The sequence below is a fragment of the Candidatus Sulfidibacterium hydrothermale genome (genome assembly GCF_020149915.1).
Taxonomy (GTDB): domain Bacteria; phylum Bacteroidota; class Bacteroidia; order Bacteroidales; family F082; genus Sulfidibacterium; species Sulfidibacterium hydrothermale.
The window spans coordinates 51,317-75,380 of sequence record NZ_CP083760.1 but is presented as its reverse complement, the minus strand read 5'-3'; the positions used below and the strand labels follow the sequence as shown (position 1 = coordinate 75,380).

The window sequence follows — 24,064 nt, the reverse complement described above, 5'->3', positions numbered from 1 at the left end:
GCACGTTAAATTTTGGTGACGGGTCACTGGGAAAGGATGAACGATAAATGTTGAGTGATGAATGGTGAATAGGAATGGTGATCCATTGATTTTCAGTATTTTACCATATTTTCGTTGTCGTCCTGAACGGAGCGTAGTGAAGGAGCTCAAAAAACTGGCAGTGGTTAAAATAGATTCTTCGCTACGCTCAGAAGGATAAAAGAAGTTGATTTCTGGAATTTGTCTTTTGTTTTTTGGAACTTCATTTGTCATTTGGTTTTTTGCTTTTTAGGATTTCCCCCTTTAGGCACTTGAAGTATTTGAAGTACTTAAAATTTGAAGTGTGAAGTACTTAAAGTAGTTGGATTCATATTTTAATCCCGAAGAGATTGAACACAGGCCTCTGAATAAATTCAGCGTCAATGGGAATAAGTCGTCCCTCCGGGACTCCAAGTATCACATCTTCCGTATTTGACGCAAACGAAATCGGGAAGTTCATCGTACAAGAGGCCGTTCAAGCGATGAAAAGAGCTAATTGTCAATTGTTTGGCGTTTGGGTGTTTGTGGTTTTTCTTGTGATTTGTTTTTTGGACCCTGGAATTTCATTTGTGATTTGCTTTTTTGTCTTTTGTGATTTCCCCCTTTAGGCACTTTAAACTTTAAGTATTTCAACCTTTTGTCATTGGGAAGGATGAATGATTGTTGATGCCGAAAATTTTTTGGTAACGGTGTAGTAACGGTAAAAATGTTGTGTTAGAAATCCATCGAAATCAATATGAAATAGAGAGTTCTGCAGGGACGGCTTATCGAATCTATTTTTAGGCAAGAGAGAGATTGTAGTGTGTTGAATCAAAAAGTTGTTTTCCTTTTTTTCTGTTTTTGAGCCATCCAAACAAGCAGGGCAAGGGTAAAAAGCAGGCTGAGTAAAACAGGAAAGAAATGATGCATTGATCCGAAGTGCTCGGGTTCTATAGTGATAAGCCCTTTATTGTGGAGGTAATAAAGAACAACCAGGGTCGTGTTGTTTACAAAATGAGAAAAGACAGGAACCCAAAGACTTTGGGTTATTTCAAGAAGGGTTCCTAAAATAAGACCTAAAACAAAACGCGGAAGAAACCCAAAAAACTGCAGATGTATGGCGCTAAAAACGAATGCAGTCAGGATGACTCCCAAAGGAACATGACGTGTCCATTCGTTGAACAGTCGCTGCAATAATCCTCTGAATAACAATTCCTCTCCCAAAGCCGGAATAAGGCCAATGATGAGAATGTTCAAAAACAGGCCTTTGACATTCGAAACACTTAAAAAAAACAAGGTAAGTTTATCGGCTTGGTTTTCTTTGGCTTTCATCCATTCGCCCACGCCGGAAAGCCAGTCGGGAAAAGACATCTGCTGATTGATATCACCAATCCAGTTGATGAAAGGAAGAATAGTAAATATGATTATTCCGGCTGCAATAATAAACGGTAATGAGGGGTTATTTAATCGCAAATACAATTTGCTGTTGTTGCTAAAGAGATAGGCAAATAAAAAAGGCAGGAGAAAAAAGACGCCAATCTGATTAATTAGCTGAAAAAGATAAAGAAATGACCGGTCTGCTTCGCTTTGTGGATGCGAAACGGTAGCCAGAATAGAAGAAAGGTCTTTGCCGTAAAAAAGAACTCCGGAAAGAATCCCCGCTGCGGAGAAAATGAACATGGCCATCAGAAATGCCACCAGCAAAATAAAAAGCTTTACGGCGGGACTGGTATTGCTAAAAAAAACCTTTCGTTCCATTGCTGAAAATTACAATCAACAGCAAAATTAATACTTTTGTCCCACCTTTTGCTAATGTATTCATGTCCAAAGTGAAAATCGGAAATATTGATTTGGGTGAGATGCCGCTGTTTCTTGCTCCGATGGAGGATGTAACCGATCCTCCTTTTCGTCATGTTTGTAAACTTTTTGGTGCAGATATGATGTACACCGAGTTTATCTCTTCCGAAGGGTTGATTCGTGAAGCAGCCAAGAGTGTGAAGAAGCTGGATTTTGATGAGTCGGAGCGGCCGGTAGGAATCCAGATTTTTGGTCATGATATTGATTCTATGGTTGAGGCGGCCCGTTATGCTGAAAGTGCTCATCCCGACCTGATTGATATTAATTTTGGTTGTTCGGTAAAAAAAGTGGTTCGTAAAGGAGCCGGAGCCGGTATTTTGAATGATATTCCTAAGATGGTAAAAATGACGGCTGCTATTGTAAAAGCAGTGAAACTTCCGGTGACGGTAAAAACCCGCCTGGGTTATGACGAAGAGCACAAAGAGATTGTAGATATCGCCGAACGCTTGCAGGATGTCGGTATCCGGGCGATTACTATCCACGGGCGTACCCGCACCACCCGTTATTCAACTCCTGCCGACTGGACACTAATCGGCGAAGTGAAAAATAATCCGCGGATGCATATTCCGGTTATTGGCAATGGCGATATTGTTGATCCGCTTTCTGCCAAACATTTTAAAGACACTTACGGTGTGGATGGTTTGATGATTGGCCGGGCGGTTTATGGCAATCCGTGGATTTTCAGGGATATTAAGCATTATTTTGCTACCGGCGAATTGTTGCCACCGGTTAGTATTGACGAAAGGGTACGCATCAGTTTATTGCACTTGCAACGGTCTGTTGCCTGGAAAGGTGAACGGACCGGTATAATGGAAATCAGGAAACACTGGGGTTCTTATTTTAAAGGCTTTCCCGGGTTTAAACCATTTCGTATCCGGTTGATGCAGGCATCGTCGGCCGAAGAAGTGGAACAAATATTACGCGATGTCCGGCAGTTTTATGGAAAATGATCTGTTTCGATAGATAATAGAAAAGGGAGACTCATTTTAAGAGCCTCCCTTTTCTGATAAAATCTCATATAAACGAGGTTTTATAGCAATAATCTTCGGCAAAGAAGATTATTTTGGATTCGGTCCCAAAGTAACCTGAATCAGATTTTCCGGATGAACCCATTTAGTAAAAGCATCTTTCACCTGTCCTGCAGAAATTGAAATGTAATGTTTTGCTGCAATGACCGGTTGATTTAGCGGTAAATCTTTCAGCGAACGGCTGAGCAGTCCGTCTGCGATATCGTCGATACTTGATTCAGAAAGAGTAATTTGACGGAGAAGGATGGATTTGGCCATTTTTAATTCTTTTTCCGTTACTTCTTCTTTTTGCATCTGTTTCAGGTCTTTCACAACGATATCTTTGGCTTTGACCACGTTGGACGGATTACAACCATAGTTTACCATGTAATTGGAACGGTGTTTTCCAATGTTAAATGATGAAGAAACATAATAAACCAGGCCGGAATTCTCGCGGAGGTCGCGGAACAAACGGGTAGCATAAAAAGCCCCGCCCAGTACATGATTTCCTACCTGAAGAGCATAATAGTCAGGATTAGAACGGGTAAGTTCAAGGTTTTCGGCCAGAGCTACTCTGTCCTGTACTCTGCTGACATCAGGAACATGAGTTTGAGAAGCTTTGTTCATGGGTACCGGCGAAAATTCCACATTGGGTTTTTTACCGGTAGCTTTCCAGTTACCGAAATATTTTTCGATTACGGTTTTGGCTTTCTCGGGAGTGATGTTTCCGATGACGACTATCGTGGCTAAGTCTGGACGGAAAACGGTTTGATAGTAATCTTTTACATCCTGCATCTTAAGAGACATCACCGAAGCTGGTGTAGCATGACGCAGTGCCGGGTCTCCTTTAGGCAATAAAGAAGTTTTGATGGCCTTGCTAAATAAATAATCAGGACTTTTTAATTGTCCGGCTACCATAGCTGCTGTTTGACGTTGAATGATCATAAAAGCACGATTGGGCAATGCCGGATGAATTTCGTTGTCGGCCAAAAGTTGTACGCCACGTTCAAAATGGTTGGATAAAACCTGTAACAAGAAACTGCTTCCGGCAGATTCATTGGCGCCAATATCGTCCAGTGCTTTTTGAAACTGAATCCGGTTGAGTGTGGTCGAACCGTAATTAAACAGTTGGTCTAATACAGCATCTACTCCTTCTTTCCCTTTTGGTGTTTCCAAATCGGGTTGGTTTTTTATTCCTCCGTAAATGGTAACGGTATTGCTGATATGTTCGGGTTGGACAATGAGCCGGATACCGTTGGGTAAAGTGGTAACCGTAGGATTGACGATGGACTGGGGAACCACCAGCCGGCCCATGGCTTTTTCGGCCCATTCGGGCAGTTTCACCGGTTTGGGATTTTTGGGAGCAAACGATTCGGCTCCGCCGAAACCTTTACGGGAAATGGGCTTTCCTGAAGACTGTGGTGTCAAAATAGCTACGATGGCATGATTCATATCCAGGTATTTCCGGGCTACGCGGTTTACATCTTCCACCGTAACCCTTTCAATGGCTTGCAGGTCTTCTTCCGGAGACTGTCGGCCTTCCACGGCCAGTGCTTCTGACCATACATTTGCCAGGCCGGATACGGAATTTTTCTGAAACTCGAAAGAAGAAATCTCATGGAGTTTTGCTGCTTTTACCAAATCAGGATTCACACCATTTTTTACTTCAGAAGATAATACCGAGGTAACTTCCTGAAGCAGTTTTTCCGCATTTCCGCCTCTGGGGAATACAGCAATGCCAAATCCGATTCCTGCTTTCCGCAGTCCGCTCATGGAGAATCCTGTGTACAAAGCTTTTCCCTCCGGAACCAGAGCGTATAATTTTCCACGATGGTTCGACAACACATCGGATAAAACCTGGGCAGCGGCATAATCCGGGCTGTCGGTTCCGGGCATTCTGAATGATACAATAGCCAGTCCGTAAGGCAAGTCCGTTTTTAAATGCAAAGTGTCGGGTTTTACCGGTTGCAATTGGATAACCGGACGCGGCGGCAGCTTTTTAGCCGGAATATCCCCAAAGTATTTCTCCACCATTGTCAATGCTTTCTGTGGGTTTACCCTGCCTACAATGACCAAAATAGCGTTGTTGGGAGCATACCAGGAGTCATGGAACTTTTTCAGCATGGTACCGGTAGTTTTGTCGAACGAAGCTTTTGTTCCTAATGCGTCGTGTGCATAGGGAGTGCCTTTGAACATGGCTGCCAACAGTTTTTTGTAAAAAACATATTGAGGGTTGGACAAGTCTCTGGATACTTCCTGTTCAATGGCTCCACGTTCTTTTTCCCACAATTTTTCGCTGTCTAAAACGCCGCGCATACGAATTGCTCCGATATGCAAAGCAATATCCAGGTCTTCGGTCGGAACAGTGAAAAAATACTGCGTTACCATTTGCCGGGTGTCTGCATTGAAATCGCCGCCCATAGCAGCAGAGATGTCGGCAAGCTGATCTGCTGAAAGTTCCGGGCTGCCTCTAAACATCATATGTTCCTGGGCATGTGCCATTCCTGGGAAACCTTTAGGGGCTTCATTGGAACCGACAAGGTAATTAATCTCTGTGGTGACCACTGGAGCAAGTGGGTTTCTGATAATTACCACACGCAATCCGTTTTTCAAGGTGTGGCGTAATACGGTTTCTTCGTTTTTCTGCACTCCTGTTTGATGGGCCATCATGGGAGAAACAATGAAAAACGCTAAAAGAGCAATAAGAATTTTTTTCATGAGAAATTGGTTTTCATCTTAAGGGGTTCTCAATTTTTTTACGGATTTGATAAAAGAAAATGGCGGAACCTCATGACCATTTCTAAAATCTGGATAAAAGAAAAAATATTTTAATTTTTTATGTGTTTGTCTTTTTCTGTTTTTCTGAAGATGATGGACACGAACAAAGCTTTATCCTGAATTAAGGTTTTGTTGTTTGTTTAAATACTGGGTTACACCCAAAAGCGATGTTTTTTTAGATGATAAAAAAGGAAGAAAAATCAGGGAAAATTGTTGTGTTGGCATGGAAAACAGATTTATGGTTCATTTAGAAAAAACATCATGATCTGATTTAAAAGCCAAAGTTAATCAAATTAGTATTTAAAAATAATAAAAATAAGCCTGATTTAACCAAATTTAACAATATAACCGGTTCTTTTATTTTGTTTTATTTTCCGGAACCCATGATAAAAGAGTCGTTTAGGAAAGCGTTTAAAAAAATTAAGCGATAAAATTATTTAGGAAGTTTAAATCGGGGTGGTCAGCATTTTTTTCTTTGAGTTCCTGTAAAAGAATCAGCGCTTACAGAAAGCAAAGGGTATTTTAGAATAAGCGGAGAGTAAGGGATTCGAACCCTTGGTCCGCAAAAAGCGGACAACGGTTTTCGAGACCGCCCCGTTCGACCACTCCGGCAACTCTCCGGGGGCAAAATTAGAAAAATATAGTTTTGGAAGTAAAAAATATTAAAATTAAATTATCTCCTTGGATTTAAGGAAGTTGTATCCGTCAATGGTTTTGAAAAACTGTTCACGTTGCATGGCTTCTGCACGGGTTTTGAAAGTTTCGGTGTAATGGATGACCCAAGGTCGCCGTCCTTTGGTATACTTTTGCCTTCCGGCATTGTGTGAAAGGTTCTTTCCAATTATCTTGCGTCCGCTCATTACAAAATAAAAATTACAGGAGGAAATTGTATTTTAAACCGACAGAAGAAAGCGGTTTAACCGATCTTTCAAGTATTGGTTTCTCTTTCCCAAAACCGGTGGATAAAAATGGAGAATGATTACTCAGGATAAATTGAATGAAATTAAACAACCCCGGGCAATATTCTAAAATACGAATCTTTGCTCGTATTCTTGATGTACCCTGCATTTTCCAAACGTCAGTTTTCTTAACTTTGCAAAAAACACTGATGCCATGAACACATTATATCCGTTGAAATTTCAACCCGTTTTTAAAGATAAAATCTGGGGCGGGCGCAAAATAAAAGATGTACTCGGAATGGATTTCGGGAAACTGCCCAACTGCGGTGAAGTGTGGGTGGTGTCGGGTGTGGAAGGCAACCCGACGCTGGTGAAAAACGGTTTTTTGGCCGGCAATGAACTGAATGAGCTGGTGAGTGTGTATATGGGCGACCTGGTGGGCGACGATGTGTACGAAAAGTACGGCGACGAGTTTCCGCTGCTTGTGAAATACATTGATGCCAACGACTGGCTTTCGATACAGGTGCATCCTGACGATGAGTTGGCCGCCAAACGTAAAATCGGTCGCGGAAAAACCGAAATGTGGTACATCATTGAGGCCGAAAAGGGAGCCGAGCTCATCAGCGGATTCAGCCAAAAAGTGGACAAAGAAACCTATCAGAAATACCTGAACGAAGGAAGGTTAAAAGAGATTCTGAATTTTGAAAAAGTGGAAAACGGTGATGTGTTTTTTATTCCTGCCGGACGGGTGCACGCCCTCGGTCCCGGTATTTTGCTGGCCGAAATTCAGGAAACGTCGGATACGACCTACCGTATTTACGACTGGGACCGCATCGACGCCAGCGGCATGAAACGCGAACTGCATACCCGCGAAGCGCTTGACGCCATTGACTTTGAAGTGTACGACGATTATAAAACCCATTACCGGCCGAAGAAAAATGAAACCGTGCCGTTGGTGCAGTGCCCGCAGTTTACCACCAACCTGCTGGAATACGACAAACCCATGAGCAAAGATTTTGAAGAACTCGACTCGTTTGTGATTTACATGGGCGTGGAAGGTTCGTCCGTGCTGAAATGGGACGGCGGCGAGGAAGAGATTGCGCTGGGCGATGCCGTAGTGCTGCCCAATGTGATCAATCATATTGAACTTCGTCCGCAGGGCAAAGCCAAATTGTTGGAAATTTATCTTGTATAGTTAAAAATTGTCCTGCCTGTGAAATGTTTCCCGACCGAAAAGAAAGAATCTGCTTACACCCGCCTTTACCGCGCAGGGTTTAACCTGTTTCCGGCGTACCACTGCTCGGGCGGAAAGGTGCAGTTTATTGCCGATGACTGGAAAGAGATACACGTTTCGGTAAAGCTGAAACTGAAAACCCGCAACTACGTCGGGACGGTTTTTGGCGGCAGCAGTTTCGGCGCGCTGGACCCCATGTACATGATTATGCTGATTAAAGTGCTGGGTCCGGATTACGTGGTGTGGGACAAAGCGGCTTCTGTTAAATTTATCCGGCCTGTGAGCAAAAAAGTGTGTGCGCGGTTCCGGGTGGATGATGCGCTGATCACCAAAATAAAAGAAACCGTGGCCCGTGAAAAAGAAATGACGCTTACGCTGCCCGTGTGGTTCGAAAACAAAGCCGGCAAAAAATATGTGGAAATGCATAAAACACTTTACATTGCCGACAAAGCGTTTTACAAGGAAAAGCGGAAAAGGAAGAAATCGGGGGCGTAAAATTTCAGATAATTCCAATCACCTATTTTCAGCACAAAGTTGAACGAGATTTTCCAATAAAATATTCTCGAATCTTCATATGTTAAAATTTGAACAAAGCTTTGTTTTTTGGTTTAATTTTTATTGTTTTGTAATGAAATCAACAACGCCCAACCCACGCTGCTGAATTTCACGTCGCATCGTTTTAAAACCAATTTTATATGAAAAATTTTTTATTCTTTACCCTTGCTCTGTTTTTTGTATCCCAGGTAGCCACAGCCCAAAATTCAAAAACAGAAAATTCGAAATCACCCCCAGCCGCCAGCGTGGAAAAATCTTTTTTTGGTATACAAACCGGTTTCCCCGGAATATGGATGCATTACGTGTTTCGGCTCGCCAATCAGTTTGCTCTGCGTAGTGAGGTCGGCATGCAGGTTACCAATATTTATCCGGGCGATTCGTATACCAAAACCGTTTTTGTTATGGCCCCGGTGTTTACCATCGAGCCTCGTTGGTATTACAATTTAAATAAACGAAAAGCAGCATCCAGAAGAATTGACGGGAACAGCGGAAATTTTGTTTCAATACAGGCAAGTTATTTCCCCGACTGGTTTGTACTATCCAATGAAAAACATCAGCGGATATATAGACAGTTGTGGCTTAGTACTCTGTGGGGTATACGGCGAAATATCGGTAAACATTTTAATTACGAAGCCGGGATAGGATTGGCGTATATTTTTTATTTAAAAGACAAAGATTATTTAACTCCCGACAATGAAATGATTGCAAATATTCTTTTGCGGATAGGATACCGGTTTTGAAACATTATTCTCAAAGAAGTTGCCTGAACTATTGGATATCTAACCTGTTTCAGGTGTTTCCCGAAACAGGCAACAATTAAAATAATTTTAAATACATGAAAAATAAGCCAATTAAATACGTTAGTGCGATAAGTTTGTTTATGGTGTTCTTATTTATCGATTTTCCGATTCCTCATTGGTTAAAAACGTATTGACTTTTGTGTTGGCCGCAGCGATTATTTGGGAAATAGGGAAAGATTTACGTCGGTAAACTTGCATTTTATAACCTATAATTATTCAGGTGTTTAGGTGGAATAACCACACGTCCAAGCATTGGCTTGGACGGTTCTTTGATAAAAAACCTTCTTTAAAAAATAACCCTGTTTCGGACCGGGAAGTCCGAAACAGGGTTATTTTCAATGAAAAGCAGAAGCTATCTCTTCTTCCAACTGTCGCGCAGTGCCACCGTCCGGTTAAAAATCAACTGTTCCGGCGTACTCTCTTTGTCCACGCAGAAATAGCCAATGCGCTGAAACTGAAATTTGTCGCCCGGTTGTACCGTTTTCAGCGAAGGTTCCAGCTTGCAATGTTCCAAAATTTTCAGCGAATCGGGGTTCAGAAACTCTTTAAAATCACGGTCTTTGTGCCCGGCCGGATCTTCATCCGAAAACAGCCGGTCGTACAGCCGCACTTCAGCATCCACTGCATGCCTTACCGATACCCAGTGCAACGTACCTTTCACTTTGCGTTGTACGCCGCTGCCACTTTTGGTTTCGGGGTCGTAAGTGCAGTATATTTCGGTGATGTTGCCGTTTTCATCTTTTTTATAATCTTCGCATTTGATGATGTAAGCCCCTTTCAGGCGTACCTCGCGGCCCGGTCCCAGGCGGAAAAACTTCCGCGGCGGATCTTCCATAAAATCGTTGCGTTCGATATACAGTTCCCGTGTAAACGGTACTTCGCGCGTGCCGGCACTTTCATCTTCCGGATTGTTAATCAGCGTCAGCATTTCCGTTTGGTCTTCCGGGTAGTTGGTGATGATGACTTTCACCGGGTCGAGCACGCCGAAAACCCGCGGGGTGATTTTGTTCAGATGCTCACGCACGCTAAATTCCAGCAGTCCCACGTCAATCACGTTGTTCCGTTTGGCAATGCCCACACGGTCCGAAAAATCGCGGATAGCTTCCGGCGTAAAGCCCCGCCGCCGCATTCCCGAAAGGGTTGGCATCCGCGGGTCGTCCCAGCCCGATACAATCTTTTTTTCCACCAGTTCCAGCAGTTTTCGTTTACTCATCACCGTATAGCTCAGGTTCAGCCGGGCAAACTCAATCTGTCGCGGCCGTGGCCGTCCCTCTTCGGCAATCTGGTCCAGAAACCAGTCGTACAACGGCCGGTGAATCTCAAATTCCAGCGTACACAGCGAGTGCGTAATCCCTTCTATGTAATCCGACTGCCCGTGGGCGAAGTCGTACATAGGATAAATACACCATTTTTTGCCGGTACGGTGATGTTCGGCATGCAACACACGGTACATGATGGGGTCGCGCAGGTGCATGTTGGGCGAGCTCATGTCGATTTTGGCCCGCAGCACCATGGCGCCGTCGGGCACTTCGCCGTTTTTCATCTGCTCAAACAGTGCCAGGCTCTCTTCCGCCGGACGATTCCGGTACGGACTCTCAATACCCGGCCGTGTCGGAACCCCTTTCTGGCGACTGATTTCTTCCTGCGTCTGCTCATCTACATACGCCAGGCCTTTTTTTATCAGCATCACCGCCCACGCATACAGCTGGTCAAAATAATCCGAAGCATATTTCGGTTCCCCTTCCCAGCGGAACCCCAGCCACCGGATATCCTCTTTAATCGAATCCACATATTCCGTATCCTCTTTGGTTGGATTGGTATCGTCAAAGCGCAGGTTACACGGCCCGTGATACTTTTCTGCCAGCCCGAAATTCAGGCAAATCGATTTGGCATGACCGATATGCAGATAACCGTTCGGTTCGGGCGGAAACCGGAAATGTACCTTCCCGCCGTTTTTATGGTTGCGCAGGTCTTCCTCGATAATTGTCTCTATAAAATTGAGCGACCGCGCGCTGTTTTCAGCCGATTCCATATTGTTCAAGTCGTTAAGTTCAAATGAAAACGCAAAAGTACTGAGAAATCAAACAGAAACAAACGGCTTTTTTCTTTTTAAACCGGGCAGACTTGTCCGATATATTTTGATATGGGCGGGCCCACGCACAGGCCATCACGGGCTGGTTGCTCATAGTCCTCGTTCCGGCGCCGCGTCGGCTAAGCGTTTGCGGGGGCTTCGCCTGTCGCCCCGCCTCCGCAAGCCTTCCGTCGGCCCCGGCCCTGCGGGCTATCCGCACCATCCCTGCCGCAGAAGGACGTGAGGACATGAGGATGTTTGGATGGGAGATGTGGGGGATGCTTGGATGTGAGACGTGGAGATGTTTGGATGTAGATGTAAAAATGTGGGATGTTTGATGTTTCGCCACTTCGCAATTTCTACAATCGTTCAAGCATCCACTCCCCTTGGTGAATGAAAAATGCGGAAACTACCCGTTTTGCAGGTCCACGTCCAAAAGAAACTTCGCCTCACACAGCTATTCCAGTGGGAAAATTTTATTTTCTTTCAGATATTCCAGTACTTTTTCTGTATTGGTTTCCTGTTCTTCGGGACGGAAAACAAGCTGCGGCTTTTCAGGAATCTCGTAAGGCATGTCCACACCCGGCAAATGGCGTACTTCCCCTTTTTCGTACCGTTCGTATAAATCGCCGTCAGCGTGTTTTTTGCAATATTCCACGTCGGCATCCATATAAATCAGATGGAAGCGATCGGGGCCGATGATTTCGGCCACCTGGCGGCGGACGTTTTCATCCGGTGAGGTAAAAGAACAAATGGTGAGTATCCCCTGGTCGTTCAGAATACGGGCAATGTGGGCCACCCGCCGCAGATGCTCGGCACGGTCGGCCGGATCAAAATCCAGCTCACGCGACAGTCCCGACCGCAACGATTTGCCGTCAAGTACTACCACTGTGGCGCCCGACCCGATCAGTTCTTTTTCCAGTACAAAAGCCAGCTCGTTTTTACCGCTTCCGTAAAGACCGGTAATCCAAAGCGTAGCGCCTTTCTGGTTGTAGTGTTTTTCGCGTTCTTCACGGCTTACCAGACTACGACCGGCAGCAATCATGCTTTTTTCGTCATCGGTAATGCGGGTAGGTAACGCATCACTACTGAGTTTATCCAGCATCATGCCCACAGCTACTGTGTTGTGCGTAATCGGATCAATCAGAATAAAAGCACCGGTTTGCCGGTTCTTTTTGTAAGCATCAAAATAAAGCGGTTCCACCGTGGTGATGACTACCCGGCCGATTTCGTTCAGCTCAAAATGGTCAATAGTCTGGTGCTCCAGCGTGTTGACATCTACCCGGTAACGGATTTGATCAATCTTGGCTTTGGTGCTGTGCGTGTTGTGTTTGATGTAAAATTGGGTAAATGGATTCATGGGCTTTTCGTCCATCCACACCAGCATGGCTTCAAAGTGACGGCTCACCTGGGGCAGGTTATCCGGATGTACCAGCATGTTGCCGCGCGAAATATCAATTTCGTCCTCGAGTGTCAGGCTGATACTCTGCGGCGGAAAAGCATAGTCCAGATCGCCGTCGTACGTGGTAATGGTTTTTACCTTAGATTTTTTCCCGGAAGGCAGTACCATCACCTCATCACCTTTACGTACCACACCCGAAGCCATTTTCCCGGCAAATCCGCGGTATTTCAGGTCGGGACGGATAACATACTGCACCGGATAACGAAAATCTTCAAAATTGCGGTCGCTGCTCACATGCACGGTTTCCAAAAATTCGAGCATGCTTTGGCCGTGATACCAGGGCATTTTGTCTGACACCTCCACCACGTTATCGCCTTTCAGGGCCGAAAGCGGAATAAAGGTTACATCCGGCACATCCAGCTGGGTGATAAACCGTTTGTAATCTTCCACAATACGGTCGAAAACTTCCTGTTTGTAATCCACCAGGTCCATTTTGTTCACAGCCAGTACCACGTGTTTAATACCCAACAGCGAAACCAGAAAAGTATGCCGTTTGGTCTGGGTGATCACTCCTTTGCGGGCATCGGCCAGCAAAATAGCGAGGTTGGCTGTGGAACCACCGGTAATCATGTTGCGGGTATATTGCTCGTGGCCGGGGGTGTCGGCAATGATAAATTTCCGCTTGGCGGTGGAAAAATAGCGGTAAGCCACATCGATGGTGATACCTTGTTCGCGTTCGGCTTTCAGGCCGTCGAGCAGCAGGGCATAGTCGATTTCTTCGCCGGCATGGCCTACCCGTTTGCTGTCGCGTTTTAAAGCCGAAAGCTGGTCTTCGTACAGCTTTTTACTGTCGAACAACAACCGTCCGATAAGGGTTGATTTGCCGTCGTCCACCGAACCGGCAGTAAGCAATCGTAATAAATCTTTTTTCTGGTCCTGGTCAAGGAATTCTCTGATATCCATTGGTGAAGGTTTATTCTCATTTTATCCCAAAAGCGGGAAAAGCGAAGCAAAAATACAATAAAAGTGGAACACCATTAAACGGAACCCGGAACTCATCCGCGTTTATAACGCGGATGGATTTCTATAAAACAGTTGCAATGTTTTTTGAAAACAGTTACATTTGCTTTATGTCTGGTGATCGGTATATTATTTCAGACCAAAACGGATTATATTTCCTAACATTTACGGTTGTTGACTGGGTAGATGTTTTTACAAGAAAAGAGTATAAGTCAGTGCTAACTGATTCTATGAATTATTGTATTGAGAAAAAAGGGCTTATTGTTTATGCATGGGTAATTATGAGCAATCACATGCATGTTTTATGGCAGGCAAAAGAAGGGTTCAGGCTTTCTGATATTATCCGGGATTTTAAAAAATTTACAGCAAAAAGAATCCTTTACCTGATAAAAACTGAACCGGAAAGCAGAAGAATTTGGTTGTTAAGAAAATTCGAATATGCAGGAAAACGAATAAAGCGCAATACAAACTATAAACTTTGGAAAGACAGTAATCATGCCATTCTTCTTGAACCCCATCAGGTAAATATCATTGATCAAAAACTGAATTATATTCATGAAAATCCGGTTCGTGCAATGATTGTTGACAGGCCGGAAGATTATATTTTTAGCTCGGCAAGGGATTATGGTGGAGAAAGAGGTTATGTAGGAATAGAGTTTTTACATTAAAAATGCAGTGGTAAATGCGTCCGCGTTACAAACACGGACGAGAAACGTATTTATGTTACAATTATATCCGGCAATTCCCGGAACTCTGGAACTCATCCGCGTTTATAACGCGGATGGATTTCTATAAAACAATTGCAATATTTTTTGAAAACAGTTATAGTTGCTTTGTGTCTGGTGGTCAATGTATTATTTCAGATCAAAATGGATTATATTTCCTAATATTACGGTTATTGAGATATAACGATTTTAGCATCAATTTTGTCCATTAAGTCTAAAAATAGTGTTTTTGCATTAAAAATGCAGCGGTAAATGCGTCCGTGTTACAAACACGGACGAGAGAAGTATTTTCAATGCAGGCGAGAATAATTTACGCCAAATATTTTGCAACGATGGGCATACGGCGTCCCATGCCGAAGGCTTTGGGTGTAACACGCAGCATGGGTGGCGTTTGGTACCGCTTATACTCATTGATATTGACCAGCCGCAGGATGCGTTTTACCAGCTTTTCGTCGTAGCCCAGTGCCACAATTTCCGCCGGTCCCCGCCGGTTTTCGATGTATTCCAACAGAATTTTGTCGAGAATATCGTAATCAGGCAGCGAGTCGGAGTCTTTTTGGCCGGGCCGCAGCTCGGCTGACGGCGGTTTGGTGATGATGTTTTCGGGAATGATTTCTTTTTCGCGGTTGATGTAACGCGCCAGTTCATATACGCGGGTTTTGTACACATCGCCCAATACCGAAAGGCCGCCGTTCATGTCGCCGTAAAGTGTGCCGTATCCTACAGCCGCTTCGCTTTTGTTGCTTGTATTCAACAAGATGTATCCGAATTTATTGGATAAAGCCATCAGGATGACTCCACGGATGCGGGCCTGCAGGTTTTCTTCGGCAATATTGAAAGGTAACCCTTTAAAATAGGGTTGTAAGATATCGTTAAACGTGTCGAATGCTTTTTTGATGGGAATGGTGTCGTGCGGCATGCCCAGGTTTTTGACCAGTTGCAGCGAGTCGCTGACGGAGTGTTCTGACGAAAATTCCGACGGCAGCAGCACGTTATACACATTTTCGTTGCCGAGTGCTTCGGCGGCCAGCACGGAAGTTACTGCCGAATCGATGCCTCCCGATAAGCCAAGAATAGCCCGGGTAAATCCCAGTTTCTGAAAATAATTGCGGATGCCCATCACCAGCGCATCGTGTATCAAAGCCACTTCCGGCGGTCTTTCGATGGTGGTATTTTCGGCTTTTTCCACCTCGTCAAGGTCGTAAATCCGGAAGTCTTCCTCAAAATAGTGCATCACGTCCACTGTTTTGCTTTGCGAGTTCATTACCAGCGAGCCGCCGTCGAACAGCAGCTCGGTTTGGGCACCCACGTGGTTCACATAAAACAGCGGCAAGTGATATTTTTCGGTATTGCGTCGCAAAACGCCTTCGCGGATAACGGCCTGCTGGTAGTTAAACGGCGAAGCGGCAATATTAATCATGATGTCGGGATGATGCACCATCAGCTCGTCCATCGGGTTGATGGTATAAAGCGGATTTTCATCCACATCCCAGATGTCTTCGCAAATGGTCAGGGCTATTTTTTTGCCTTTAAACTCCACCACTTCAAAGCGGTTGTTGGGTTCAAAATAACGGTATTCATCAAAAATGTCGTAGTTGGGCAAGAGGGTTTTGTGCACCGTTTGTTGCACTTTTCCCTGCCATAAAAATGCTGCCGAGTTGTACAACGGTTTTCCTTTTTTATGGGGATTATACGTGGGAACGCCTACGATGGCAGCAATTTTTGTACAGTGGGTAGCTATTTCGTCCACCGCCTGGAGACCTTTGTTTACAAAATCGCGGAATTCCAGAAAATCGCGGGGCGGATAGCCCGAAATGGCCAGCTCGGAAAAAACCACCAGGTCGGCACCGGCTTTTTCGGCTTTGTGAATATCGGCAATGATTTTGGCTTTGTTTTGCTCAAAGTTCCCGATATGGAAATTCAATTGTGAAAGTGCAATTTTCAACGTCAACAGTTTTTAAGATGAAACCTGAATTTTTTACAAAAATAGGCAATCGTTGAATTTACGAAAGGTTTCTTTACGGTTAAAGATTTAAATGCGGCAAGGACGGGAGCGGCAGCGCCCGCCACGGCAGTATGATGTAGCGCCGGGGGCATGCCGGTGGGGTTGCGGCGGCTGACAGCGACCACCGGAAGCTCGTGAGCCGCCATGGCGAAACACAGGCTGCCGTGGCGGGACTAAAGCGGACGGCCTGTGACCGCTTGTGGGCAAGCCCGCCCTTATCTTCGTCTCTGTCTCCGTCTCCCGACGGATTCGGGTAAACCCGTCCTTTGCAGGTTTGGGCAGGGCCGCTCGAATAATATCCTTGCGTTTTTGGCGGAAAGCTGCGAAAAATAATTATACCTTTGTCCGGTTTTTCTGTTTTTGTAGCACGCAGAAGCTGCTGTTTGTTTTCCTGCCGACGGCGGGAAAGATAAAATCAGAAAAGCATAAATGAACAATTACAAATTAAACCTTACCGCAATGAAACGTGTTTTATTTTTCCTTCTGATTTATTTTCCTCTTTTGGCAGTCGGACAAACCCCGAAATGGTTTATGCATCCGGCTATTTCGCCTGATGGAAAATGGATTGCTTTTGAATACAAAGGCGATATTTTTAAAGTTCCGGCCACCGGCGGAACAGCTATTCCCATGACCATCACCCCCGATTATGAAAGCTATCCGGTGTGGAGCCACAATGGGAAATATCTTGCTTTTGCTTCTGACAGACATGGCAATTTTGATGTGTACGTAATGCCTTCGCAGGGAGGTGCTGCTACGAGATTGACCTATAATTCGGCGCCGGACATTCCGTCGGATTTTACGCCTGATGACAAATACATTGTTTTCGGTACCGCCCGGAATGATATTTATACTTCTGTCCGGTTTCCGATTCCCGGATTATTTATGAAATTGTATCGTGTCCCCGTGAAAGGCGGGCGTTCTGTGATGATTAATTCGGCCGGAACCGAATATGCCCGGTTCAACAAAAACGGCAACGAAATTATTTTCCAGGACCGGAAAGGTTATGAAAGTGCACAGCGTAAACACGAGCGGGCCTCAGTAACTCGTGATATCTGGACCTACAATTTCAAAACAAAAAAATACACCAAACTAACCCATTTTAACGGTAACGACCTTGAGCCGGTTTGGGGAAAAGACGGGAATTATTATTACCTGAGCGAGCAGAACAGCAATGATTTAAACGTTTTTAAAGCTTCGCTGACTCATCCCAGCCAGCCGAAACAGTTGACCTTTTACAAAAAGAATCCGGTTCGCGGACTGAGCCGTGCCCAAACCGGTGTTTTGTGTTTTACCCACGACGGAAATATTTATACGTTTGTTCCCGGTCAGCAGCCACAGAAAGTAGCCATTAACATCCGGGCTGATTTTGCCGAGAAAACATCCAAAACCCTTCCGGTTTCCAATAAACAGATCAGCGAAATGAGCGTGTCGCCCAACGGAAAAGAGGTAGCTTTTGTATATCGTGGCGATATTTTTGTGACTTCTGCAGATGGTCATACCACCAAGCAGCTCACCAACACCCCTTATCAGGAACGGATGATTGATTTTAGTCCGGATGGGCGTTCGATTGTTTATTCGGTAGAAGATCATGGTTCGTGGAACATTGACAAATTGGAGATTGCCAACAAAAAAGAACCTTATTTTTATGCTTCTACCGTGGTGAAAAACATCCCGGTTATAGCTACCGCTCAAAATGATTTCCAACCGCTTTATTCGCCGGACGGTAAAAAAATTGCCTATCTCGAGAACCGGAATATTCTGAAGGTTTATGATCTGAAAACGAAGAAAACGGTTACGGTGATTCCCAAAGGGGTGAATTATTCTTATTCTGACGGAGACCAGTATTTTACCTGGTCGCCTGACAGTAAATGGCTTTTAGCCCAGTCTAACGAAGGAACTTTTGTCCGTAATGACATTGATTTGGTAAAAGCTGATGGAAGCGGCAAGCGTATCGATCTTACACAAAGCGGATTTTCAGACTGGCACCCGAAATGGGGCATGGGCGGAAAAATGATGATCTGGGCTACCAGTCGTGAAGGCCTGAGAAATCTTACCCGTGGCGGACAAAGCGATGTGTATGCCATGTTTTTCGATCAAAAAGCTTTCGACAGATATAACCTGAGTAAAGACGATTATGACCTGCTGAAAGAAGAACAAAAGAAGGATACCACCAAAACGAAAAAGCCGGAGAAAGCTAAAGAAACACCGTTAACACTCAACCTGAAGAATCTGGACAGTCGTACCAAACGGCTGACCATTAATTCATCATTACTCAGCGATTTTGTTTTGTCGAAAGACGGCGAAAAACTGTATTACCTTGCCAAGTATGAAAAAGGGTACGATTTGTGGGAAACCGAACCCCGAACCCGCAAAACCAAAGTGTTGGCACATCTTGATGCCCATCGCGGCGGAAGTCTGTCTATGGACAAAGCCGGGAAAAACATTTTTGTTCTGGCCGACGGCCGGATCAGTAAAATATCGGTGGCCAACGGAAAAGTTTCGCCATTATCTATTCATACAAACATGACATGGGATCCGGCGGCTGTCCGGGCTTACATTTTTGATCATGCCTGGCGTCAGGTGAAAGACAAGCTTTTCGATCCCAATCTGCAGGGGGTTGACTGGAGTTACTACGGTAAATTTTACAAACAGTTTTTGCCCAACATCAATAATAACTACGACTTTGCCGATTTAATGAGCGAACTGCTTGGCGAACTGAACGTTTCACATACCGGATGCCGTTATTATCCACATTCTGAAAATGCCGATCGTACGGCTTCATTGGGCATGCTTTATGATGAAACCAAAGGGGGGAAAGGCCTTGTTGTGAAAGTAATTATTACCGGCGGCCCCATGGACAATGCCAAAACCAAGGTGAAACCGAATGATATTCTTGAAAAGATTGATGGGGTACAAATCACCAATGATTTTGACTGGGCCAAACTGCTTAACCACAAAGCAGGGAAATTTACACGCCTGACTTTTTATGACCCGGCTACGAAAAAGTCATGGGACGAAGTGATAAAACCGATTTCTTCACGGGAAGAAAATTCTCTTATGTACAAACGGTGGGATCATATCATGCAAAAAATGACCGACAGCCTGTCGCACGGACAAATCGGGTATGTGCATGTGCGTTCGATGAACGAACAAAGCTACCGTACGGTATTTGGCAAAGTGCTGGGGAAAAACTTTAACAAAAAAGCACTGATTGTGGATACCCGTTTTAATGGTGGTGGTTGGCTGCACGATCATTTGGTAACTTTTCTTACCGGGAAGTTTTATCTGAAATTTGCCCCGCAGGGTCATGTGGTTCCGGGTGGCGAGTCCATGAACCGGTGGGATAAACCGAGTTGTGTACTGATCAGCCAGAGCAACTATTCTGATGCGTTTATTTTCCCGTATGTTTACAAAGAACTTGGCATAGGCAAACTTATTGGCATGCCGGTGCCGGGTACCGGTACGGCCGTTTGGTGGGAACGTCAGATTGACCCGACGCTGGTTTTCGGTATTCCGATGGTGGCCACCATGGGAGTTGGCGAAAAACATTTTACGGAAAATCATGAGCTGGAACCCGATATCAAAGTTCCCACTCCGTACAATCAGATTCTGAACGGCTATGACCCGCAACTGAAAGCAGCGGTGAAAGAGATGCTGAAAGAAACTACCAAAAAGACGAAATAACCGGTTGTAAAAAACCGTTCACTTTTTCGGACTTTTCGAAAGGTGAATCGTAAGAAAAGATTACCCGTTTTTCAGGTTTATCCGAATCTGAAAAACGGGTTTTTATTTTGAAAGATCGGATATTGTTTCAGACCAAAAACGGGTTGTATTTCTTAATATTTACAGGGTAGATATTTTTACAGGAAAAGAGTATAAATCAGGGCTAACCGATGTAATAATTTATTGCACAGGAAAAGGGGATTATTGTTTATGTGTGGGTAATTATGAGCAATCACAGGCATGTTTTATGGAAGTAAATGGTTGTTGGGTATTTAAAAAATTTACAGCAAAAAGAATCCTTTACCAGATAAAAACCAAACTGGAAAACAGAAGAATAGGGTTGCTAAAAGAACTTGAATATGCAGGAAAACAAATAAAATGCAATACAAATGATAAACTTTGGAAAAACCGTGATTATGCTATCCTTCTTGGGCTCATCAGGCCGGCTCCGGTTTTTTCGCATTGTGAATATGGGCAATGATTTTGGCTTTGTTTTGCTCGAAGATTCCGATAGGGAAATTCAATTGTGAAAGTACAATTTCAACATCAATAATTTTTAAAGGGGAAACCGGATTTTTTACAAAAAAAGAGAGTCGCCGGTAGATGCTCAAAAGATTATCCGGGTTGGTTTCCTCTCTGGCGGCCTTTTGTAACATATTGAAATAAATTGTATTTTTGTTTTTTACAGTTATTCCCGGCAGCATTCAGGAAGACTATTTTAACTTAAATTCTGACCAAAAAAAGTATTATGAAACGTTTATCTCTATTTTTTATTTTTATCTGGCCATTTTTTGTTTTTAGCCAATCTCATGTACAACCAAAATGGTTTATGCATCCAGCTATTTCTCCAAATGGAGAATGGATTGCTTTTGAATACAAAGGCGATATTTTTAAAGTTCCGACCACCGGCGGAACAGCTATTCCCATGACCATCACCCCCGATTATGAAAGCTATCCGGTGTGGAGCCACAACGGGAAATATCTTGCTTTTGCTTCTGACAGACGGGGTAATTTTGATGTGTACGTAATGCCTTCGCGGGGAGGTGCTGCTACAAGATTGACCTGTAATTCGGCGCCGGATATTCCGTCGGATTTTACGCCTGATGACAAATACATTGTTTTCGGTACCGCCCGGAATGATATTTATACTTCTGTTCGGTTTCCGGTTCCCGGATTATTTATGAAGTTGTATCGTGTTCCTGTGAAAGGCGGGCGTTCTGTGATGATTAATTCGGCCGGAACTGAATATGCCCGGTTCAACAAAAACGGCAACGAAATTATTTTCCAGGACCGGAAAAGTTATGAAAATGCACAGCGTAAACACGAACGTGCTTCAGTAACCCGTGATATCTGGACCTACAATTTCAAAACCAACAAATACACTAAACTGACGCATTTTAACGGGAATGATCTTGAGCCGGTTTGGGGAAAAGACGGGAATTATTATTACCTGAGCGAGCAGAACAGCAATGATTTAAACGTTTTTAAAGCTTCGCTTGCCCATCCCAGCCAGCCGAAACAGTTGACCTTTTACAAAAAGAATCCGGTTCGCGGACTGAGCCGTGCCCAAACCGGCGTTTTGTGTTTTACCCACGACGGAAATATTTATACGTTTGTTCCCGGTCAGCAGCCACAGAAAGTAGCCATTAACATCCAGGCTGATTTTGCCGAGAAAACACCCAAACCCCTTCCGGTTTCCAATAAACAGATCAGCGAGATGAGCGTGTCGCCCAACGGAAAAGAGGTAGCCTTTGTATATCGTGGCGATATTTTTGTGACTTCTGCCGATGGTCATACCACCAAGCAGCTCACCAACACCCCTTATCAGGAACGGATGATTGATTTTAGTCCGGATGGGCGTTCGATTGTTTATTCGGTAGAAGATCATGGTTCGTGGAACATTGACAAATTGGAGATTGCCAACAAAAAAGAACCTTATTTTTATGCTTCTACCGTGGTGAAAAACATTCCGGTTATTGCTACCGCCCAAAATGATTTCCAACCGCTTTATTCGCCGGACGGCAAAAAAATTGCCTATCTCGAGAACCGGAATATTCTGAAGGTTTATGATCTGAAAACGAAAAAATCCGTTACGGTGATTCCCAAAGGGGTGAATTATTCTTATTCTGACGGAGACCAGTATTTTACCTGGTCGCCTGACAGTAAATGGCTTTTAGCCCAGTCTAACGAAGGAATTGTTCTCCATAATGACATTGATTTGGTAAAAGCCGATGGAAGCGGCAAACGTATCGATCTTACACAAAGCGGATTTTCAGATAAGCAGCCCCAATGGGGTATGGGCGGAAAAATGATGGTTTGGATCTCGGATCGTGAAGGCTTGCGAAACCTTACCGATGAAGGACAAAGCGATGTGTATGCCATGTTTTTCGATCAAAAAGCTTTCGACAGATACAACCTGAGTAAAGACGATTATGACCTGCTGAAAGAAGAACAAAAGCAAGATGCCGCCAAAAAAGCGAAAAACACACCGCTGAAACTGAATTTGAAAAACCTGGACAGCCGCACCAAACGGTTGACCATTAATTCATCATTACTCAGCGATTTTGTTTTGTCGAAAGACGGCGAAAAACTGTATTACCTTGCCAAATATGATAAAGGGTATGATTTGTGGGAAACTGACCCCCGAACTCATAAAACCAGAATACTGGCACACCTCGGTGCACCCAGTGGCGGAACTCTGGCCATGGACAGGGCCGGGGAAAACATTTTTATTCTGGCCGGCAATCGGATCGGCAAAGTCTCTCTTATGAGTGGAAACCTTTCGTTATTAAACTTTAACACTAATATGACATGGGATCCGGTAGCCGTCCGGGCTTACATTTTCGATCATGCCTGGCGTCAGGTGAAAGACAAGCTTTTCGATCCCAACTTGCAGGGGGTTGACTGGAATTACTACGGTAAATTTTACAAACAGTTTTTGCCCAACATCAATAATAACTACGACTTTGCCGATTTGATGAGCGAACTGCTTGGCGAACTGAACGTTTCACATACCGGATGCCGTTATGATCCGCATTTTGAAAATGCTGACCGTACGGCTTCATTGGGCATGCTTTATGATGAAACCAAAGGGGGGAAAGGCCTCATTGTGAAAGTAATCATTACCGGCGGTCCCATGGACAATGCCAAAGCCAAAGTGAAACCGAATGATATTCTAGAAAAGATTGATGGGGTACAAATCACCAATGATTTTGACTGGGCCAAACTGCTTAACCACAAAGCAGGGAAATTTACACGCCTGACGTTTTATGACCCGGCTACGAAAAAGTCGTGGGACGAAGTGATACAACCGATTTCTTCACAGGAAGAGAATACACTTATATACAAACGGTGGGATCATATCATGCAAAAAATGACCGACAGCCTGTCGCACGGACAAATCGGATATGTTCACATACATTCGATGGACGAACAAAGCTACCGTACGGTATTTGGCAAAGTGCTGGGGAAAAACTTTAACAAAAAAGCACTGATTGTGGATACCCGTTTTAACGGTGGTGGTTGGCTGCACGATCAGTTGGTAACTTTTCTTACCGGGAAGTTTTATTTGAAATTTGCCCCGCAGGGTCATGTGGTTCCGGGTGGCGAGTCCATGAACCGGTGGGATAAACCGAGTTGTGTACTGATCAACCAGGGCAACTATTCTGATGCGTTTATTTTCCCGTATGTTTACAAAGAGTTGAAAATAGGGAAACTCATCGGTATGCCCGTTCCGGGTACCGGTACGGTTGTCTGGTGGGAACGTCAGATTGACCCGACGCTGGTTTTCGGTATTCCGATGATAGCCAGCATGGGAGTAAACGAAAAACATTTTACGGAAAATCATGAGCTGGAACCCGATATCAAAGTTCCCTCTCCGTACAATCAGATTCTGAACGGTTACGATCCGCAACTGAAAGCCGCGGTGAAAGAGATGCTGAAAGAAACGACTAAAAAAACAAAATAACCGGTTGTAAAAACCAAAAAAAGC

The 24,064-nt window shown here is 44.3% G+C and carries 14 protein-coding genes and 1 tRNA gene; 7 read left to right on the top strand and 8 right to left on the bottom strand.

Annotated elements, in window-relative coordinates; all coding sequences use genetic code 11:
• Positions 1-828 precede the first annotated feature (828 nt).
• Positions 829-1,755 (bottom strand): CPBP family intramembrane glutamic endopeptidase, encoded by a 927-nt coding sequence (locus LA303_RS00265; protein ID WP_240525940.1) that lies wholly within the window; start codon positions 1,753-1,755, stop codon positions 829-831.
• Between the two features lie 62 nt (positions 1,756-1,817).
• On the opposite strand from LA303_RS00265, the gene dusB reads away from it, so the two are divergent.
• Positions 1,818-2,804, top strand: a complete 987-nt coding sequence (dusB, locus tag LA303_RS00260) for a tRNA dihydrouridine synthase DusB (protein WP_240527151.1) — start codon at positions 1,818-1,820, stop codon at positions 2,802-2,804.
• A gap of 108 nt (positions 2,805-2,912) precedes the next feature.
• On the opposite strand, the gene LA303_RS00255 is transcribed toward dusB, so the two are convergent.
• From LA303_RS00255 to LA303_RS13540, 3 genes are all read right to left on the bottom strand, one after another.
• A complete protein-coding gene (locus LA303_RS00255; protein ID WP_240525939.1) occupies positions 2,913-5,579 on the bottom strand; it encodes a M16 family metallopeptidase in 2,667 nt (888 codons plus the stop codon).
• Between the two features lie 592 nt (positions 5,580-6,171).
• Positions 6,172-6,259: transfer RNA gene (locus LA303_RS00250), tRNA-Ser, on the bottom strand.
• Between the two features lie 48 nt (positions 6,260-6,307).
• Entirely contained in the window at positions 6,308-6,499 is a 192-nt protein-coding gene (locus LA303_RS13540) for a GIY-YIG nuclease family protein (RefSeq protein WP_394371568.1), read from the bottom strand.
• A gap of 253 nt (positions 6,500-6,752) precedes the next feature.
• Here LA303_RS13540 and LA303_RS00245 point away from each other — a divergent pair, with 253 nt between their 5' ends.
• The 3 genes from LA303_RS00245 (at position 6,753) to LA303_RS00235 (ending at position 9,067) form a co-directional block, all read left to right on the top strand.
• Positions 6,753-7,733, top strand: a complete 981-nt coding sequence (locus tag LA303_RS00245; protein ID WP_240525938.1) for a type I phosphomannose isomerase catalytic subunit — start codon at positions 6,753-6,755, stop codon at positions 7,731-7,733.
• Between the two features lie 18 nt (positions 7,734-7,751).
• Complete coding sequence (locus LA303_RS00240) at positions 7,752-8,267, top strand: DUF4442 domain-containing protein (RefSeq protein ID WP_240525937.1); 516 nt, start codon at positions 7,752-7,754, stop codon at positions 8,265-8,267.
• Between the two features lie 200 nt (positions 8,268-8,467).
• Positions 8,468-9,067 carry a hypothetical protein gene (locus LA303_RS00235; RefSeq protein WP_240525936.1) on the top strand — a complete coding sequence of 200 codons (600 nt, stop codon included), beginning with the start codon at positions 8,468-8,470 and terminating at the stop codon, positions 9,065-9,067.
• Positions 9,068-9,479: 412 nt separating this feature from the next.
• Here LA303_RS00235 and LA303_RS00230 read toward each other — a convergent pair whose 3' ends face one another.
• Positions 9,480-11,159 (bottom strand): glutamine--tRNA ligase/YqeY domain fusion protein, encoded by a 1,680-nt coding sequence (locus LA303_RS00230; RefSeq protein ID WP_240525935.1) that lies wholly within the window; start codon positions 11,157-11,159, stop codon positions 9,480-9,482.
• 496 nt (positions 11,160-11,655) lie between these two features.
• Positions 11,656-13,563 (bottom strand): sulfate adenylyltransferase subunit CysN, encoded by a 1,908-nt coding sequence (gene cysN, locus LA303_RS00225; protein ID WP_240525934.1) that lies wholly within the window; start codon positions 13,561-13,563, stop codon positions 11,656-11,658.
• Between the two features lie 137 nt (positions 13,564-13,700).
• On the opposite strand from cysN, the gene LA303_RS00220 reads away from it, so the two are divergent.
• On the top strand, positions 13,701-14,288 hold the full coding sequence (locus LA303_RS00220) for an REP-associated tyrosine transposase (RefSeq protein WP_240525933.1): 588 nt from the start codon (positions 13,701-13,703) through the stop codon (positions 14,286-14,288).
• Positions 14,289-14,655: 367 nt separating this feature from the next.
• Here LA303_RS00220 and LA303_RS00215 read toward each other — a convergent pair whose 3' ends face one another.
• On the bottom strand, positions 14,656-16,290 hold the full coding sequence (locus tag LA303_RS00215) for an NAD+ synthase (RefSeq protein ID WP_240525932.1): 1,635 nt from the start codon (positions 16,288-16,290) through the stop codon (positions 14,656-14,658).
• Between the two features lie 519 nt (positions 16,291-16,809).
• On the opposite strand from LA303_RS00215, the gene LA303_RS00210 reads away from it, so the two are divergent.
• Complete coding sequence (locus LA303_RS00210; RefSeq protein ID WP_240525931.1) at positions 16,810-20,034, top strand: S41 family peptidase; 3,225 nt, start codon at positions 16,810-16,812, stop codon at positions 20,032-20,034.
• Between the two features lie 476 nt (positions 20,035-20,510).
• On the opposite strand, the gene LA303_RS00205 is transcribed toward LA303_RS00210, so the two are convergent.
• Positions 20,511-20,729 (bottom strand): hypothetical protein, encoded by a 219-nt coding sequence (locus tag LA303_RS00205; protein ID WP_240525930.1) that lies wholly within the window; start codon positions 20,727-20,729, stop codon positions 20,511-20,513.
• Positions 20,730-20,821: 92 nt separating this feature from the next.
• Here LA303_RS00205 and LA303_RS00200 point away from each other — a divergent pair, with 92 nt between their 5' ends.
• Positions 20,822-24,040: a S41 family peptidase gene (locus LA303_RS00200; protein WP_240525929.1), complete on the top strand. Its 3,219-nt coding sequence runs from the start codon at positions 20,822-20,824 to the stop codon at positions 24,038-24,040.
• The last annotated feature ends 24 nt before the right edge of the window (positions 24,041-24,064 follow it).

Coding starts and splice junctions, on each gene's coding strand:
- LA303_RS00210 (WP_240525931.1), top strand. CDS start 16,810: ATGAAACGTGTTTTATTTTTCCTTCTGATTTATTTTCCTCTTTTGGCA.
- LA303_RS00255 (WP_240525939.1), bottom strand. CDS start 5,579: ATGAAAAAAATTCTTATTGCTCTTTTAGCGTTTTTCATTGTTTCTCCC.
- LA303_RS00200 (WP_240525929.1), top strand. CDS start 20,822: ATGAAACGTTTATCTCTATTTTTTATTTTTATCTGGCCATTTTTTGTT.
- LA303_RS00205 (WP_240525930.1), bottom strand. CDS start 20,729: ATGTTACAAAAGGCCGCCAGAGAGGAAACCAACCCGGATAATCTTTTG.
- LA303_RS00230 (WP_240525935.1), bottom strand. CDS start 11,159: ATGGAATCGGCTGAAAACAGCGCGCGGTCGCTCAATTTTATAGAGACA.
- LA303_RS00220 (WP_240525933.1), top strand. CDS start 13,701: ATGTTTTTTGAAAACAGTTACATTTGCTTTATGTCTGGTGATCGGTAT.
- LA303_RS13540 (WP_394371568.1), bottom strand. CDS start 6,499: ATGAGCGGACGCAAGATAATTGGAAAGAACCTTTCACACAATGCCGGA.
- cysN (WP_240525934.1), bottom strand. CDS start 13,563: ATGGATATCAGAGAATTCCTTGACCAGGACCAGAAAAAAGATTTATTA.
- LA303_RS00265 (WP_240525940.1), bottom strand. CDS start 1,755: ATGGAACGAAAGGTTTTTTTTAGCAATACCAGTCCCGCCGTAAAGCTT.
- dusB (WP_240527151.1), top strand. CDS start 1,818: ATGTCCAAAGTGAAAATCGGAAATATTGATTTGGGTGAGATGCCGCTG.
- LA303_RS00245 (WP_240525938.1), top strand. CDS start 6,753: ATGAACACATTATATCCGTTGAAATTTCAACCCGTTTTTAAAGATAAA.
- LA303_RS00235 (WP_240525936.1), top strand. CDS start 8,468: ATGAAAAATTTTTTATTCTTTACCCTTGCTCTGTTTTTTGTATCCCAG.